This is a genomic window from Ideonella sp. BN130291 (assembly GCF_036231905.1).
In the GTDB taxonomy this organism is placed as follows: Bacteria; Pseudomonadota; Gammaproteobacteria; order Burkholderiales; family Burkholderiaceae_C; genus CAMLIZ01.
Genome location: NZ_JAZARE010000011.1, coordinates 22,106 through 38,674, shown reverse-complemented (window position 1 = coordinate 38,674; position 16,569 = coordinate 22,106). Strand labels below are relative to the sequence as shown.

Here is a 16,569-nt window from a genome sequence, read left to right as displayed (position 1 = left end):
GAGGCCAGCACCCAGGCCAGCGCCAGCGCACCCGCTACTGCCGCTGCGAATCGCGGTGCGCGGCATCAGTGCCAGCTGCATCGCGCGCGTTTGCCGCACAAGCCGCCCTGGCAGCGGCCCGGCCCGGTCAACGGGTGCCACTCCTGGCGTGCACGACCTCGAGCACGAACCTCGCCATCGACTTGGCGAGCTCGCTCTCGCCCACGAACACCGTCCCGGCCCCCTCCTGCGACAGCAGGCTCGCCTCCTCGAGGTTGTGGCTGCGCACCACCACCTCGATGCTGGGGTTCAGGGTTCGCGCCGTGTCCACCATGCGCCTGACCTGCACGGTTTCCGGCGTGGCGATGACCAGTGCGGTGGCGTCGCGGATGTGGGCCTGGATGAGCACCTCCGGCTCAGTCGCGTCGCCCCACACGGCAGGCACGCCGCTGTCGCGCAGCTGCTGAACCCACTCGCGGTTCGCCTCGGCCACGACGAAGGGAACGCCCTTGTCCGCCAGGGTTTGGGCGATCTGTTTGCCCACGCGGCCCCATCCCACCAGCACCACCTGGTTCGCGAGGTACTTGCCCTCCGTGTGCACCGGCAGCTCCGCCAGGGGGTTGAGCGCCGCCTCCAGCCGCGCCGCCAGGCCGGGGCGCCGCTGCAGCCAGCGCTGCACCGGGCCCAGGGCAGCAAAAACGATCGGGTTCAGTGCGATGGAGATCAGCGCGCCCGCCAGGATCAGGCTCTGCCCTTCCTGGGGCAGCAGGCCCAGCGACATGCCCAGCCCCGCGAGGATGAAGGAAAACTCGCCCACCTGCGCCAGGCTGGCGGCAACCACCAAGGCTGTCCTCACCGGGTACTTCAGCAGCAGCACCAGCATCACCGCGGCCAGCGACTTGCCCACCACGATCACCGCCACCGTGGCCAGCACATGCAGCGGCTCATCGACCAGCACCTGGGGATCGAACAGCATGCCGACCGACACGAAGAAGAGCACTGCAAAAGCGTCCTGCAGCGGCAGGGTCTGCTCCGCGGCGCGCTGGCTGAACTCCGACTCCCGCAGCACCATGCCGGCGAAGAAGGCGCCCAGCGCAAACGACACGCCGAACAGCGCCGAGGAGCCGTACGCGATGCTCACCGCGGCCGACACCACGCACAGCGTGAACAGCTCGCGCGATCCGGTCTTCGCCACCTGCCACAGCACCCAGGGGAACAGGCGCCGCCCCACCACCAGCATGAAGGCGAGGAACCCGGCCACTTCCGCCAGCGTGATGAGGATGGTGAGGCCGGTGCCATGCGCGGAGGCCGACGCCTTGCCGCCCAATGCCGGCGCCACCGCCGGCAGCAGCACGAGCACCAGCACCATCGCCAGGTCCTCCACCACCAGCCAGCCGACGGCGATCCTGCCATCGGCGGTTTCCACCAGGCCGCGGCTTTCCAGCGCCTTCAGCAGCACCACGGTGCTGGCCACGGACAGCGACACGCCGAACACCAGCGCCTCGCCCAGGGACCAGCCCCAGGCGCTGGCAACGCCCAGGCCCAATGCCGTGGCCACGCCCATCTGGACCACCGCACCCGGCAGTGCGATCCTGCGCACCGCCAGCAGGTCATCGATCGAGAAGTGCAGCCCGACACCGAACATCAGCAGCATGACGCCGATTTCGGCCAGCTGCGAGGCGATGGCCATGTCGCCCACGAAGCCCGGTGTGGCGGGCCCGATCGCGATGCCGGCGAGCAGGTAGCCCACCAACGCGGGCAGCTTCAGTCGGGCGGCGATGAAGCCCAGGACCAGCGCCAGGCCGAAACCCGCTGCCAGGATGGTGATAAGGCTCACGGCATGGTGCACTGCTTCGTCCCTTTGCTGCGCGGCGAGGAGTCGCCGGGACCGAGCGTACCCAAGCCCTCGCCTACCCGCACAACGACAGCCCGGCGGCCGCCGCCTGCAACAGCGCCCGGGCCTGGTCCACGCTCGCGCCCACATGCCGGTCGATGCGGCGGATGAACGGACAGGTGAGGGCGGCGATCGCCTCGCCGTGCGGCCCGAGGATGGGCAGCGAGATGTCGGTCACGCCAAAGCACTGCCGGCTGTCGCCCTGCCAGTGGCCCTGCCGCCGCACCTCGTCCAGCATCTGCTCGAGCTCGGCCTCGGGAATGGCGACTTCGCCTTCCAGGGTTTCGTGCTCGGCCAGCATCTCGGCCCGCCGCTCGGGGGTCTGGAACGCCAGCAGCACATGGCCGGAGGCGGTGTCCATCAGGTTGACGGTCACGCCCACGCGGATCGACATGCCCCAGTTGTTGGGCCCCCCGGCATGGGCCACCACGATCAAGTTGCCCCGGTCGTACACGCTCAAGTGGCAGGACTGCTCCGCACCCTTGGCGAACAGGTCCATCGCCGGCAGTGCCCGGCTCACCAGGCGCTGGATGGGCGGATGCCGGTGGCCGAGGATGAAGAGCTTGAGGCTGAGCGCATAGCGGTCGCCTTCGGGTGACCGCGCCACGTAGTGCCGCGCCACCAGGCGCTCCAGCATGCGGTAGATCTCGCTCGGGCTGCGGCCCATGGCCTTCACGATCTCGCCACGGGTCAGGCCGGCGGGCTGTTCGGCCAGCAGCTCCAGGATGTCCAGCCCCTTGTCCAGGGCCGGCGCTCGGTACTTGTCGGCGGTGTCGTTCATCGCAGGTCGCCCTCGGTGGTCGCTCACGAATCAGGGCAAGCCCTAGTTCCAGGCCTGCGGGTCTGAGTCAGACTTCAGTCTACTAATGAACATGTTGTTCATCCATAAACAGATTCCCCAATGCGTCTGCAAGGCAAAACCCTCCTGATCACCGCCGCCGGCCAGGGCATCGGCCGGGCCAGCGCCCTCGCCTGCGCCTGGGAAGGCGCCCGCGTGATCGCCACCGATGTGCAGCCCGCACTGCTGGAAACACTGGCGAGCGAAGCGCCGCAGGTGCAAACCGCCGTGCTCGACGTGCGAGACGGCGCGGCCATCGCGGCGCTGGCGGCGCAGCTGCCGCCGCTGGACGGGCTGTTCAACTGCGCGGGCTTCGTGCACGAAGGCTCCATCCTGGGCTGCGACGAAGCGGCCTGGGACTTCAGCTTCGACCTCAACGTGAAGAGCATGTACCGGGTGACGCGGGCCTTCCTGCCCGGCATGCTGGACAAGGCGGCGCAGGGCAGCGCGCCGTCCATCCTGAACATGGCCTCGATGGCGTCGTCGATCAAGGGTTTTCCGAACCGCTTTGTGTATGGTGCCACCAAGGCGGCGGTGATCGGCCTCACCAAATCGATCGCGGCCGACTTCGTGGCGCGCGGCCTGCGCTGCAATGCGCTGTGCCCCGGCACCGTGGACACGCCCTCGCTGCGCGGGCGTATCGCCAACGCACCCGACCCGGTGCAGGCGGAAAAGAACTTCATCGCGCGCCAGCCCATGGGCCGTCTGGCGACGGTGGACGACATCACGCCGATGGTGGTGTACCTGCTGAGCGACGAGTCGCGCTTCGTCACCGGCCAGGCGCTGTCGGTGGACGGCGGCGTCACGATCTGAGCCTGCCGCGCATGCGCATCGACGCCCACCAGCACTTCTGGCGCCGCGCCCGCGGCGACTACCGCTGGCTCACGCCCGATGCGCCTGCGCTCGCGCCGCTGCTGCGCGATTTCGAGCCGGCCGACCTGCAGCCGCTGCTGCAGCGCCACGGCATCACGCAGACCGTGCTGGTGCAGGCGGCCGACAGCGTGGCGGAGACCGAGTTCATGCTGTCGCTGGCCGACGAGCAGGCGTTCATCGGCGGCGTGGTCGGCTGGGTGGATCTGGCGCAGCCCGCTTCGGTGGACGTGCTGCAGCGCCTGGCGCGCCATGCCAGGTTCAAGGGCGTGCGGCCGATGCTGCAGGACCTGGACGACGTGCAGTGGATCGCAACCGCACCGCATCCTGCGGTGGTGCAGGCGCTGCTGGGCCTGGGCCTGCGCTTCGATGCACTGGTGAAGCCCCCTCACCTGCCCGGCTTGCTTCACTTTCTGGCGCAGTGGCCCGAGCTGCCGGTGGTGGTGGACCATGCCGCCAAGCCGCCACTGGCGCAACCCGGCAACGAGTGGGCATTGCAGGCCTGGCGCGATGGCATGAAGCGCCTGGCGCAGCACCCCGGCCTGTGCTGCAAGCTGTCGGGCCTGGTCACCGAGATGGCGCCGCAGGACTGCACTTCGCCCGAGCGCATCGCGGCCAGCCTGTGGCCGGTGTGGCACACGCTGCTGGAGGCATTCGGTCCCTCGCGCCTGATGTGGGGCAGCGACTGGCCGGTGCTCACCTTGGCAGCCGGCTACGACACCTGGGTGGCGGCCAGCGACCTGCTGCTGGCCCAGCTGTCGCCCACCGAGCGGGAGCAGGTGCTGCACGGCACCGCGCGCCGTTTCTACGGCCTGGAAACGCGATGACCGCCCCGCTGGTGCGCGTGACCCAGCTCTCCAAGGCCTTCGCCGGCGTGCGCGCGCTGGAGCAGGTGAGCTTCGAGCTGCAGGCCGGCGAGGTGCATGCGCTGATGGGCGAAAACGGCGCGGGCAAGTCCACGCTGATGAAAGTCCTGGCCGGCATCCACGCGCGCGATGCCGGCACGATCGAGCTCGACGGCCAGCCGGTGGACATCCCCTCGCCGCGCGCCGCGCAGGCGCTGGGCATCGGCATCGTGCACCAGGAACTCAACCTGATGCCGCACCTGTCCGCGGCGCAGAACATCTTCATCGGCCGCGAGCCACGCCGCCTGGGCGGGCTGTGGCTGGACGAAGACCGGCTCAACGCCGGCGCGCGGGCCCTCTTCGAGCGCCTGAACCTCCAGCTCGACCCGCGCGTGCGGGTGGGCGATCTCACCGTGGCGCGCCAGCAGATGGTGGAGATTGCCAAGGCGCTGTCGCACCAGTCGCGCGTGCTGATCATGGACGAGCCCACCGCGGCGCTGAACACGCAGGAGGTGGCAGACCTGTTCCGCGTCCTGCGCCAGCTGCGCGGCGAGGGCGTGGGCATCGTCTACATCTCGCACAAGATGGACGAGCTGCAGCAGATCGCCGACCGCGTGACCGTGATGCGCGACGGCCGCAGCATCGCCACCGTGCCCATGGCCGGCACCAGCACCGACGAGATCGTCCGCATGATGGTGGGCCGCACGCTGGACGCCTGGGACCGCGTGGTGCCCGACACCTCGGCCCACCCGGTGGTGCTGGAGGTGCGGCACCTGAACCGGCGCGGCGTGCTCAAGGACGTGAGCTTCAGCCTGCGCCGCGGCGAGATCCTGGGCTTCGCCGGCCTCATGGGCGCCGGCCGCACCGAGGTGGCGCGCGCCGTGTTCGGCGCCGACCCCATCGACAGCGGCGAGATCCGGGTGCACGGCAAGCGCGTGGGCATCCGCTCGCCGCAGCAGGCGGTGGCGCACGGCATCGGCTACCTGTCGGAGGACCGCAAGCACTTCGGCCTGGCCACCGGCATGGACGTGGAGACCAACATCGCGCTCACTGCGATGCCGAGCTTCGTGCGCGCCGGGTTGTGGCTGGATGCCGCTGCGATGCGCAGCACGGCCGAAGGTTATGTGCGCCGGCTGGGCATCCGCACACCATCGGTCCAGCAGCCGGTGCGGCTGCTCTCCGGCGGCAACCAGCAGAAGGTGGTGGTGGCCAAGTGGCTGCTGCGCGACTGCGACATCCTGTTCTTCGACGAGCCCACGCGCGGCATCGACGTGGGCGCCAAGGCCGAGATCTACCGCCTGCTCACCCAGCTGGCGAGCGAGGGCAAGGCGATCGTGGTGATCTCGTCGGAGCTGCCGGAGGTGCTGCGCCTGTCGCACCGGGTGCTGGTGATGTGCGAGGGCCGGGTCACTGGCGAGCTGGCCGCCGCCGAGGCCACGCAGGAAAGCATCATGCAGCTCGCCACACGGCGCGAGGCGGTGCTGCAGCCATGAAAGACACCACGATGGATCGCACCATGACCGACCGCCCCGCCCTGCCCGCCGGCCCGGCCGTGCCGACGCTGAAGGCGCGCCTGCTGCGCCCCGCCACGCGGCAGAAGCTGCTGGCCTTTGCCAGCCTGGTGGCGCTGATGGTGTTCTTCAGCGTGGCGTCGCCGCGCTTCCTGCAGGTGGACAACATGGTCAGCATCCTGCAGGCCACGGCGGTCAACGGCGTGCTGGCCGTGGCCTGCACCTTCGTCATCATCAGCGGCGGCATCGACCTGTCGGTGGGCACGATGATGACCTTCTGCGCGGTGATCACCGGCGTGGTGCTCACCAACCTGGGGTTGCCGCTGCCGCTGGGCATCGCCGCCGCGCTCGTCTCGGGCGCGGTGTGCGGCGGCACCTCCGGCGTGCTGATCGCCAAGCTGAAGATCCCGCCCTTCATCGCCACGCTGGGCATGATGATGCTGCTCAAGGGCCTGGCGCTGGTCATCTCGCAGACCAAGCCGATCTACTTCAACGACACGCCGGGCTTCACCGCCATCTCGCAGGATTCACTGATCGGCGAGCTGCTGCCCGCGCTGCCCATTCCCAACGGCGTGCTGATCCTCTTTCTGCTGGCGGCCGGTGCCAGCGTGGTGCTCAACCGCACCTTGCTGGGCCGCTACACCTTTGCCCTGGGCAGCAACGAAGAAGCGGTGCGCCTGTCCGGCGTGAACGTCGATTTCTGGAAGATCGTGGTCTACACGGTGAGCGGCATGGTCTGCGGCATCGCGGGCCTGCTGATCGCATCGCGCCTGAACTCGGCCCAGCCAGCGCTGGGCCAGGGCTACGAGCTGGACGCCATCGCCGCGGTGGTGATCGGCGGCACCTCGCTGTCGGGTGGCACCGGCACCGTGCTGGGCACCGTGATCGGCGCCTTCATCATGAGTGTGCTCACCAACGGCCTGCGCATCATGTCGGTGGCGCAAGAGTGGCAGACCGTGGTCACCGGCGCCATCATCATCCTCGCGGTCTACACCGACATCCTCCGCCGGCGCGCGCAGCGTTGAAGCGGCGGCACCTTTCCATGTCCAACAACAGGAGACAAGCACCATGCTGAACAACCGCTTGCGGCAGCTTGCCGTGGCCTGCGGCCTTGCGCTCGGCTTTGCCGGCGCGGCCCTCGCGCAGGAGACCTACATACCGCTGGTTTCCAAGGGCTTCCAGCACCAGTTCTGGCAGGCCGTGAAGTCGGGCGCCGAGCAGGCCGGCAAGGACTTCAAGGTGAAGATCAGCTTCGAAGGCCCCGAGAGCGAGGCCATGGTCGACAAGCAGATCGACATGCTCTCTGCCGCGCTGGCCAAGCAGCCCAAGGCCATCGGCTTCGCGGCGCTGGACAGCAAGGCTGCGATTCCCCTGCTGAAGAAGGCACAGGCCGCCAAGATCCCCGTGGTGGCCTTCGACTCGGGCGTGGACAGCGACATTCCGGTCACTACCGCCACCACCGACAACAAGGCGGCCGCCGCGCTGGCCGCCGACAAGATGGCGGAGCTGATCGGCAATGCCGGCGAGGTGGCGCTGGTGGTGCACGACCAGACCAGCCGCACCGGCGTGGACCGGCGCGACGGTTTCGTCGACCGCATGAAGGCGGCCCATCCCAACGTCAAGATCGTGAGCGTGCAATACGGCGGTGGCGATCACCTGAAGTCCACCGAGATCGCCAAGTCCATCCTGCAGGCCTACCCCAAGCTCAAGGGCATGTTCGGCGCCAACGAAGGCTCGGTGCTCGGCGTGGTGAATGCCGTGCGCGAGACCAAGCGCAAGCTGGTGGTGATCGGCTATGACTCCGGCAAGCAGCAGAAGGACGCGATCCGCGACGGCACCATCGCCGGCTCCATCACCCAGAACCCGGTGGGCATCGGCTACAAGACGGTGGAAGCCGCGGTGAAGGCGCTCAAGGGCGAAAAGCTGCCCAAGATCATCGACACCGGCTTCTTCTGGTACGACAAGACCAACATCGCGGACCCGAAGATCGCCGCGGTGCTCTACGACTGAAGGACTGACCTTGAAACTCCTGCGCTACGGCCCCAAGGGCCAGGAAAAACCCGGGCTGCTCGATGCCGAAGGCCGCGTGCGCGACCTCTCCGGCGTGGTGCCCGACATCGCGGGCGCCGCCCTGAGCGCTGCCACGCTGGCCAAGCTGCGCCAGATCGACCCGGCCTCGCTGCCGCGAGTGGACGGCACGCCGCAGCAGGGCCTGCGCCTGGGCCCCTGCGTGGGCCAGGTCGGCAAGTTCATCTGCATCGGGCTGAACTACGCGGACCATGCGGCCGAGTCCGGCATGCCGGTGCCGGCGGAGCCGGTGGTGTTCGGCAAGTGGACCAGCGCGATCTGCGGGCCGGACGACGACATCGAGATTCCGCGCGGCTCCACCAAGACCGACTGGGAGGTGGAGCTGGGCGTGGTGATCGGCACCGGCGGGCGCTACATCGACGAGGCTGATGCGTTGCAGCACGTGGCCGGCTACTGCGTGGTGCACGACGTGTCCGAGCGCGAATACCAGCTGGAGCGCGGCGGCCAGTGGGACAAGGGCAAGGGCTGCGACACCTTCGGCCCGATCGGCCCCTGGCTGGTCACCGCCGACGAAGTGCCCGATCCGCAGGACCTGCAGCTGTGGCTGGAGGTGGACGGCCACCGCTACCAGAACGGCAGCACCCGCACCATGGTGTTCGGCGTGCGCCACCTGGTGAGCTACCTGAGCCGCTTCATGAGCCTGCAGCCCGGCGACGTGATCGCCACCGGCACGCCACCCGGCGTGGGCCTGGGCCAGAAGCCGCCCAAGTACCTGGTGCCCGGCCAGACGGTGCGCCTGGGCATCCAGGGCCTGGGGGAGCAGCGTCAGCGCACTGTCACCGCGATATGACCACCATCCGATCCCTGCGCATCGAGGACGTGCGCTTTCCGACCTCGCGGTTCCTCGACGGCTCGGACGCGATGAACCCCGACCCGGACTACTCCGCCGCCTATGTGGTGCTGGAGACCGACCAGCCCGGGCTGGAAGGCCACGGCCTCACCTTCACCATCGGCCGCGGCAACGAGATCTGCTGCGCCGCCATCCGCGCGATGGAGCACCTGGTCGTCGGGCTGGACCTGGCCTGGATCGCCGAGGACATGGGCCGCTTCTGGCGCCACGTCACCTCCGACAGCCAGCTGCGCTGGATCGGGCCGGACAAGGGCGCGATCCACCTGGCGACCGGCGCGGTGGTGAACGCCGCCTGGGATTTGTGGGCCAAGGCCGCGGGCAAGCCGGTGTGGCAGCTGGTGGCCGACATGAGCCCGCAAGAGATCGTGCGGCTGATCGACTTCCGCTACATCACCGACTGCATCACGCCGGCGGAAACCCTGACGCTGCTGCAGCGCCAGGCGCCCACCCAAGCCCAGCGCCGCGCCGACCTGCTGGCCGACGGCTACCCCTGCTACACCACCTCGGCCGGCTGGCTGGGCTACGACGACGACAAGCTGCGCCGGCTGGCGCAGGAAGCGGTGGACGCCGGCTTCAATCACATCAAGCTCAAGGTCGGCCGCGACCTGCCCGACGACATCCGGCGTCTGCGCATCGCGCGCGAGGTGCTGGGCCCCGAGCGCCAGCTGATGATCGACGCCAACCAGGTGTGGGAGGTGGACCAGGCGATCGAGTGGCTGGATCACCTGGCCTTTGCCAAGCCGTGGTTCATCGAGGAGCCCACCAGCCCGGACGACATTGAGGGCCATCGCCGCATCCGCGAGGCGATGAAGGGCCGCATGCAGGTGGCCACCGGCGAGATGTGCCAGAACCGCATCATCTTCAAGCAGCTGATCATGCGCGGCGCGATCGACGTGGTGCAGATCGACGCCTGCCGCCTGGGCGGGCTGAACGAGGTGCTCGCCGTGATGCTGATGGCCGCCAAACACGGCCTCAAGGTCTGCCCGCATGCCGGCGGCGTGGGGCTGTGCGAGTACGTGCAACACCTGTCGATGATCGACTACCTGTGCATCGCCGGCAGCAAGGAGGGTCGCGTGATCGAGTACGTGGACCACCTGCATGAGCACTTCGTCCACCCCTGCGTGGTGCGCGGTGCCGCCTACCTGCCGCCCGAGGCGCCGGGCTTCTCGATCGAGATGAAGCCGGCCTCGATCGCGCAGTACAGCCATCGGGGATAGCCGCGATGGATCTGCACCTGCAGGGCAAGGTCGTCATCGTCACCGGCGGCGGCAGCGGCATCGGCGCGGCCATCTGCCGCCAGCTCGCGCAGGAAGGCGCGCTGCCGGTGGTCTTCGACCGGCAGCCGCTGGACGCGGCGTTCGAGGCCGAACTGCGCGCGCACAGCCCGCGCTTCGGCTTCTTCAGGCTGGAGCTGGCCGACGAAGCCGCTTGCCGCGACGCGGTGTCGCAAGTGGTGTCCACCTTCGGCCGCATCGACGCTCTGGTGAACAACGCCGGCGTGAACGACGGCGTGGGGCTGGAGGCTGGCCGCGCGGCCTTCATGGCTTCGCTGGAGAGCAACCTCGTGCACTGCTACGTCATGGCGCACCTGTGCGTCGACCAGCTGGTGCAGCGGCAAGGCGCCATCGTCAACATCTCCTCCAAGACCGCGCTCACCGGCCAGGGCGGCACCAGCGGCTACGTGGCGGCCAAGGCGGGCCTGCTCGGGCTCACGCGCGAGTGGGCCGCGGCGCTGGCGCCGCAAGGCGTGCGTGTCAACGCGGTGCTGCCGGCGGAGGTGATGACGCCGATGTACCGGCGCTGGCTGGGCACGCGGCCCGACCCCGACGCCGCCTTGCAGGCCATCACCGGGCGCATCCCGCTCGGGCACCGCATGACCACCGACCAGGAGATCGCCGACCTGGTGGTGTTCCTGCTCTCCGACCGCTCCTCCCACACCACCGGTCAGTGGCTGCACCCCGACGGCGGCTACGTCCACCTGGACCGCGCCCTGCCCTGACGGTGCAGCGCTGCCGCGGCGCGCCTGCCGCGCGCGCAGTCGGTGCTACATTGCGCGCCCTGCCGCATGCCAAGACTTCACCGCTTCCTCCACGACAGCCGCGCACTGCTGCGCCTGGCCGGTCCCATCATCCTGTCGCAGATCGCCTATGTGCTGATGGGCCTGGTCGACACGGTGATGGCCGGCCACGCAGGCGCGGGCGAGCTGGCGGTGGTGGGCCTGGGCGTGGCGCTGTGGATCCCGGTGTTCGTCACGCTGATGAGCGTGATCCAGGCGGTGTCGCCCATCGTCGCCCATCATTTCGGCGCGGGTGACCATCAAGCCGTGGCGCGCGATGCGCGTGAAGGCATCTGGCTGGCGCTGTGGGTGAGCGTGGTGCCGTTGCTGCTGCTGCCCTGGACGCCACGGCTGCTGGTGCTGGCCGGCATCGCGCCCGCGCTGGCCGGGCGCACCGGGCTGTTCCTCTGGGGCATCTGCCTGGGCATGCCGGCCGCCCTGGTGTACCGGGCCCTGGCCTTCTATTCGGCCAGTATCAACGAGACCCGGCCGATCATGGTGCTGGCGTTCCTTGGCCTGGCCATCAATACGGTGCTGAACTGGGTGCTGATCGAGGGGCACTTCGGCCTGCCCGCGATGGGCGGTGCGGGCTGTGGCTGGGCCACCGGCGTCGGCATGTGGGTGGCCGCGCTGCTGCTTGCGCTGTGGACCGCCCATGCGCCGGTCTACAAGCCGCACTACGTTTGGCATGGCTGGACGCTGCCGCGCTGGGAGGCGCAGAAGCAGCTGCTGCGCATCGGCCTGCCCATGGGCGGCGCCGGCCTGGCGGAGGTGGCGGCGTTTTCCAGCATCGCCGTCCTGGTGGGCCGCTTCGGCGAGGTGCAGATCGCGGCGCACCAGGTGGCGCTCAACTTCTCGGCGCTGATCTTCATGCTGCCCATGGGCCTGTCCTCCGCGCTGGCCATCCGCGTGGGCCAGGCGCTGGGCGCGCAGGATCTGCGGCGCGCGCGCCAACTCGCGTGGACGGGGATCGGCCTCGGCCTGCTGATCGCGGCGGCCGCCATCGGCCCCATCATCGGGCTGCGCCACCAGGTGGCCGCGGTCTACAGCACGGACCTGGCGGTGCGCGCGCTGGCAGCCAACCTGCTGCTGTTCGCGGCCTTCTGGCAGCTCTTCGACGCCACGCAGGTGTGCGCCATGGGCGCACTGCGCGGCTACAAGGTCACCCTCATGCCGATGGTGCTGATGGTCGTCGCGTTCTGGCTGATCGGCATCCCCGTGGGCACCTGGCTGGGCTACGTCGGCCTGCCGGGCGCCGGGCCGATGCAGGTGTATGGCTTCTGGGTCGGGCTGGTCATCGGCCTGGTGCTGGTGTCGCTGGGGCTTGTGCTCGCGTTGCGCAAGGTGGCGCGGGACTCTGCAGCCCCCTAGGGCGACGCTGAACGAGCCCCTCGCGCGCCCCGCTTCATCCGCGCAGCGGGCGTCTGCGCCGTTGCATGCCCGCTTGACATCGCGCAAGGCCGGCAGCGAAGCCTCACCCTATCGTCGGGCTCCCGAAGAAGCTGCCATGTCGGCCCTGCGATCCCTCCTCGTCCACGTTGACGCCTCGCCCCGCAGCCGCGCCAGGCTGCTGGCCGCGCGCGATCTTGCGGATCAGCATGGCGCATGCATCACGGCCCTGCTGAGCGACACCCCTGGCGAGGTGGACACGCCGTACAGCTACACCGCCGGGGCCGCTGATGCGCAGGCCCTGCAAGACATGGCGCTGCAGCGCCGGGCGAGCGCGCGCTCGCTGTTCGAGGCGGTATTCACCGACCGTACCCGAGCCTGCTGGGCCGAGCTGCCGCCCGCATCGGATGCGCCTGCCTTCGCCCGGTACGCCTGCTCCACCGACCTGCTGGTCCTCGGCCAGGACGCAGCCGACCCCGGGGCTGGCCTGCAGAGGGACTTCGCGCCAGCCGTCATGGCGGCCTGCGGACGCCCCGCCCTGGTGTGGCCACGCGAAGGCAGGTATGCATTGCCGGCGGAGACCGCGGTTGTTGCATGGAACGCCACTGCCGGATCGGCACGCGCGCTCGCGGCCGCGTTGCCGCTGCTTCGCCAGGCAAGGCATGTGCATGTTGTCAATTGGGGTGAAGCGACGGTGCCGCGCCTCGACGGGTGCATGGACATCGAATCCCACCTCGCGCTGCACGGAATCACCGCGCAAGTTCATCGGTACGGCAAGGCGCCTGGCGACATCGGCGGCGCCCTGCTGCAATGGAGCAAGGAGGTCCGCGCCGGGCTGCTGGTGATGGGCTGTTACGGCCACAGCCCGGCGCGGGAGCGGCTGCTGGGCGGGGCGACGCGGGCGATACTGGAGCGCATGACGCTGCCGGTGTTGATGGCACATTGAGCGAGCCGGGCTCCCGGAGCCATTGGCTGCTGAACGGGGAATCCGATTGACGATCCGTCATCTCGACCACTTGCTGCGGCCCGCGTCGGTTGCGGTATTCGGTGCATCCAACCGCCCCGGTAGCGTGGGCGCCACCGTGTGGCGCAACCTCCGCGCAGGTGGCTTCGCTGGGCCGCTCTACCCCGTGAACCCACGCCACACGGCGCTGGACGGCCTGCCGGTCTTCGCCCGCGCCAGCGACCTGCCCGGCACGCCCGAGCTGGCTGTGCTGTGCACGCCGCCAGCGACCGTGCCCGGACTCGTCGCCGAGCTGGGTGCGATGGGCACACGGGCGGTGGTGGTGGTGACAGCGGGCTTGAGCGCCAGCCAGCAGCAAGGGATGCTGGAGGCCGCCAAGCCGTACCTGCTGCGCCTGCTGGGGCCCAACTGCATCGGTTTGCTCAGCCCTCACATCGGCCTGAACGCGAGCTTCGCCCACACCGACGCGGCCGCCGGCGAGCTGGCTTTCGTGTCGCAGTCGGGTGCGCTCATCACCGCGGTGCTGGACTGGGCGCGCAGCCGCAACATCGGCTTTTCGCACATGGTGTCGCTGGGCGACCACTGCGATGTGGACTTCGGCGACCTGCTGGACTACCTGGCCAGCGATGCCCGCACACGCGCCATCCTGCTTTACATCGAATCGGTGCAGTCGCCGCGCAAGTTCATCTCGGCCGCACGCGCGGCGGCGCGCAACAAGCCGGTGATCGTGGTCAAGGCCGGCCGTGCAGGCCGCGGCGTGCAGGCGGCCGCCTCCCACACCGGCGCCCTCGCCGGCGCCGACGCGGTGATCGACGCAGCGATCCGCCGTGCCGGCATGTTGCGGGTGGACACCCTGCACCAGCTGTTCATCGCCGCCGAAACGCTGGCGCGCTTCCGGGGCAACCTCAGCGAGGTGCTCACCATCATGACCAACGGCGGCGGCGCCGGCGTGATGGCCGCCGACTCCGCCGCCTTGCATGGCGTGGCGCTCGCCGACCTGTCCGCTGCGCTGCTGCAGGCGCTGAACAAGGTGCTGCCGCCCAACTGGTCCAAGGCCAACCCGATCGACATCATCGGCGACGCTCCGGTGGAGCGTTACACCGCCACGCTGAAAGCCGTGCTGGACGACCCGGCCACCGGCGCGGTGCTGTTCCTGCACTCGCCCACCGCCATCGTGCGCAGCGACGACATTGCCCGCGCCTGCGTGCCACTGGTCGCCGCCGCACCCGCCCGGGTGATGAGCTGCTGGCTGGGCGAGGGCGCAGTGGCCGAGGCGCGTGCCCGTTTCGAGCGCGCGGGCATCGCGAACTACGCCACCCCGGAGGGCGCGGTGCATGCCTTCGCCATGCTGCAGACGTTCAGGCGCAACCAGGCGATCCTGATGGAGGCGCCCTCGGCCAGCGAGAACCCGGTGCCCGACCGCGCCGCGGCCCTGGCCGTGATGGCAGCGGCGCAGGCCGAAGGCCGGCAATGGCTGGGCGAAGCCGAAGCCAAGACGGTGCTCGCGGCCTACGGAGTGCCCGTGGTACGCACCCTCACCGTCGCCCCCGATGCGGATGCCGCCGCGGCGGCGGCACACAGCATCGGCTATCCGGTGGTGCTGAAGATCGTGTCGCCGGACATCACGCACAAGTCGGACGTGGGCGGCGTGCGGCTCGACCTGCCCGATGCCCAGGCGGTGCAGCAGGCGGCCGCCGACATGCTGCAGTCGGTGCAGCGCGCGCGCCCAGGTGCCCGGGTCACCGGCTTCAGCGTGCAGACCATGGCCCGGCGGCCGCATGCGCACGAAACCATCGTCGGCGCCAGCATCGACGCGCTGTTCGGCCCGGTCATCCTGTTCGGCCAGGGCGGCACCGCGGTGGAGGTGCTGGCCGACAGCGCCATCGCCCTGCCGCCGCTGAACCGAAGTCTGGCGCGCGAGCTCGTGTCGCGCACCCGGGTGTCGCGCCTGCTGGCCGGCTACCGCGACCGTCCGCCTGCGCACGCCGATGCACTGCATGACGTGCTGATCGCGGTGTCGCAGATGCTCGCCGACCTGCCGCACCTGGCGGAGCTGGACATCAACCCCTTGTGGGTGGACGAGCACGGTGTCCTGGCGCTGGACGCGCGGGTGCGGCTGTCGGCCCAGCCGGTGGCCGGTGCGGACCGGTTTGCGATCCGGCCCTACCCCACCGAGTGGGTGCGCCGAGTGCAATGGCACGGGCGCGAGATCGTGCTGCGTCCCATCCGCCCGGAGGACGAGGAGCAGCACCGCCGCTTCCTGCAGCAGCTGAGCCCTGAAGACATCCGCATGCGCATCTTCCAGACGCGGCGCGAGCTGCCCCGCAGCGAGCTCGCCCGGCTGACGCAGGTGGACTACGAGCGCGAGATGGCCTTCATCGCGGTCGGCGCCGACGCACAGGGCGCGCCGGAAACGCTGGGCGTCGGCCGCACGGTGCGCGACCCCGACAACACCGAAGCCGAATTTGCGGTCATCGTGCGCAGCGACCTGAAAGGACGGGGCCTGGGCAGCATGCTGCTGGAGCAGCTGATCGAGCATGCGCGATCGCGGGGAACGCCGCGGCTGGTGGGCTGGGTCCTGCGTGAAAACAGCGCCATGCTGCAGCTGGCCCGCCACCTGGGCTTCACTGAGGACCCGGCGGATCCGCACGACCGCGAAGTGGTGCGCCTGGTCAAGGCGCTGGCGCCCCTGCAGCAGCCGGCAACCCGGGCCTGCTGACGCCGTTCGAGCGCTCGCGCGCTGGCGGCACTGCGCGCCAACCGCGTCAGCGGATCAGCAGCACCGGCACCTTGCCTTGCGCGATCACCCGGGTCGCCACCGAGCCCATCACCGCGTTGGCCAGCGCGGAATGCCCGTGCGTGCCCATCACGATCAGGTCGAACCGGCCTTCGGTTGCCAGGCTGGCGATGGCGTCGCCGGCGTGGCCCACGGCATGGCGGGCGTCCATTTCCCAGCCGTTCTGCCTGGCGAACGACTGCACCGGCGCCAGCACCTGCTGCGCCTGCTCGCGGTAGTAGGTGTCGATCACCTCGCGCTCCAGGAACGAGGTCGCATGCGGCGGAATCGGGGGGACCACGGTGAAGGCGGTGTACTGGCGGTCCGCGCCCAGCAGTTCGTCGTGCGCTGCCAGGTAACCGAGCATGTGCCTGGTGTAGGTGCTGCCATCGACGGCGAGAAGAATCTTCATGGGGAGCTCCGTTCGGTAGGTGGACGAGGTGCCCCATGCTCGGTTGGCCCCGCGCCCGGCAGGTTGACCTGCGTCAAGCGGCATCCGCGCTCCCCCG

14 protein-coding genes are annotated in these 16,569 nt (G+C 69.8%); 11 read left to right on the top strand and 3 right to left on the bottom strand.

Annotation, left to right across the window (positions count from 1 at the left end; all coding sequences use genetic code 11):
• Positions 1-127: 127 nt before the first annotated feature.
• Complete coding sequence (gene ybaL / locus VPH43_RS21680; protein ID WP_328579846.1) at positions 128-1,828, bottom strand: YbaL family putative K(+) efflux transporter; 1,701 nt, start codon at positions 1,826-1,828, stop codon at positions 128-130.
• Positions 1,829-1,889: 61 nt separating this feature from the next.
• Positions 1,890-2,654: an IclR family transcriptional regulator gene (locus VPH43_RS21675; protein ID WP_328579845.1), complete on the bottom strand. Its 765-nt coding sequence runs from the start codon at positions 2,652-2,654 to the stop codon at positions 1,890-1,892.
• A gap of 120 nt (positions 2,655-2,774) precedes the next feature.
• Here VPH43_RS21675 and VPH43_RS21670 point away from each other — a divergent pair, with 120 nt between their 5' ends.
• The 11 genes from VPH43_RS21670 (at position 2,775) to VPH43_RS21620 (ending at position 16,003) form a co-directional block, all read left to right on the top strand.
• On the top strand, positions 2,775-3,524 hold the full coding sequence (locus tag VPH43_RS21670; RefSeq protein ID WP_328579844.1) for an SDR family oxidoreductase: 750 nt from the start codon (positions 2,775-2,777) through the stop codon (positions 3,522-3,524).
• Positions 3,525-3,535: 11 nt separating this feature from the next.
• A complete protein-coding gene (locus VPH43_RS21665; protein ID WP_328579843.1) occupies positions 3,536-4,408 on the top strand; it encodes an amidohydrolase family protein in 873 nt (290 codons plus the stop codon).
• Positions 4,405-5,919: a sugar ABC transporter ATP-binding protein gene (locus tag VPH43_RS21660; RefSeq protein WP_328579842.1), complete on the top strand. Its 1,515-nt coding sequence runs from the start codon at positions 4,405-4,407 to the stop codon at positions 5,917-5,919. Before VPH43_RS21665 ends, VPH43_RS21660 begins: the two co-directional genes overlap by 4 nt.
• A 23-nt stretch (positions 5,920-5,942) precedes the next feature.
• On the top strand, positions 5,943-6,962 hold the full coding sequence (locus VPH43_RS21655) for an ABC transporter permease (RefSeq protein WP_328579841.1): 1,020 nt from the start codon (positions 5,943-5,945) through the stop codon (positions 6,960-6,962).
• A gap of 43 nt (positions 6,963-7,005) precedes the next feature.
• Positions 7,006-7,947 (top strand): ABC transporter substrate-binding protein, encoded by a 942-nt coding sequence (locus VPH43_RS21650; RefSeq protein ID WP_328579840.1) that lies wholly within the window; start codon positions 7,006-7,008, stop codon positions 7,945-7,947.
• A gap of 10 nt (positions 7,948-7,957) precedes the next feature.
• Positions 7,958-8,815 (top strand): ureidoglycolate lyase, encoded by an 858-nt coding sequence (locus tag VPH43_RS21645; RefSeq protein WP_328579839.1) that lies wholly within the window; start codon positions 7,958-7,960, stop codon positions 8,813-8,815.
• On the top strand, positions 8,812-10,092 hold the full coding sequence (locus tag VPH43_RS21640; RefSeq protein WP_328579838.1) for an L-fuconate dehydratase: 1,281 nt from the start codon (positions 8,812-8,814) through the stop codon (positions 10,090-10,092). Before VPH43_RS21645 ends, VPH43_RS21640 begins: the two co-directional genes overlap by 4 nt.
• Positions 10,093-10,097: 5 nt before the next feature.
• On the top strand, positions 10,098-10,874 hold the full coding sequence (locus VPH43_RS21635) for an SDR family oxidoreductase (RefSeq protein ID WP_328579837.1): 777 nt from the start codon (positions 10,098-10,100) through the stop codon (positions 10,872-10,874).
• 66 nt (positions 10,875-10,940) lie between these two features.
• The gene (locus VPH43_RS21630) at positions 10,941-12,302 is read left to right on the top strand and encodes an MATE family efflux transporter (protein WP_328579836.1); all 1,362 of its coding nucleotides are present in this window, start codon (positions 10,941-10,943) and stop codon (positions 12,300-12,302) included.
• A gap of 136 nt (positions 12,303-12,438) precedes the next feature.
• Entirely contained in the window at positions 12,439-13,266 is an 828-nt protein-coding gene (locus VPH43_RS21625) for a universal stress protein (protein ID WP_328579835.1), read from the top strand.
• 46 nt (positions 13,267-13,312) lie between these two features.
• Positions 13,313-16,003, top strand: coding sequence for a bifunctional acetate--CoA ligase family protein/GNAT family N-acetyltransferase (locus tag VPH43_RS21620; protein WP_442909327.1), 2,691 nt, complete (start codon positions 13,313-13,315; stop codon positions 16,001-16,003).
• A 46-nt stretch (positions 16,004-16,049) separates the two neighbouring features.
• On the opposite strand, the gene VPH43_RS21615 is transcribed toward VPH43_RS21620, so the two are convergent.
• On the bottom strand, positions 16,050-16,472 hold the full coding sequence (locus tag VPH43_RS21615; protein ID WP_328579833.1) for a universal stress protein: 423 nt from the start codon (positions 16,470-16,472) through the stop codon (positions 16,050-16,052).
• Positions 16,473-16,569: the final 97 nt, after the last annotated feature.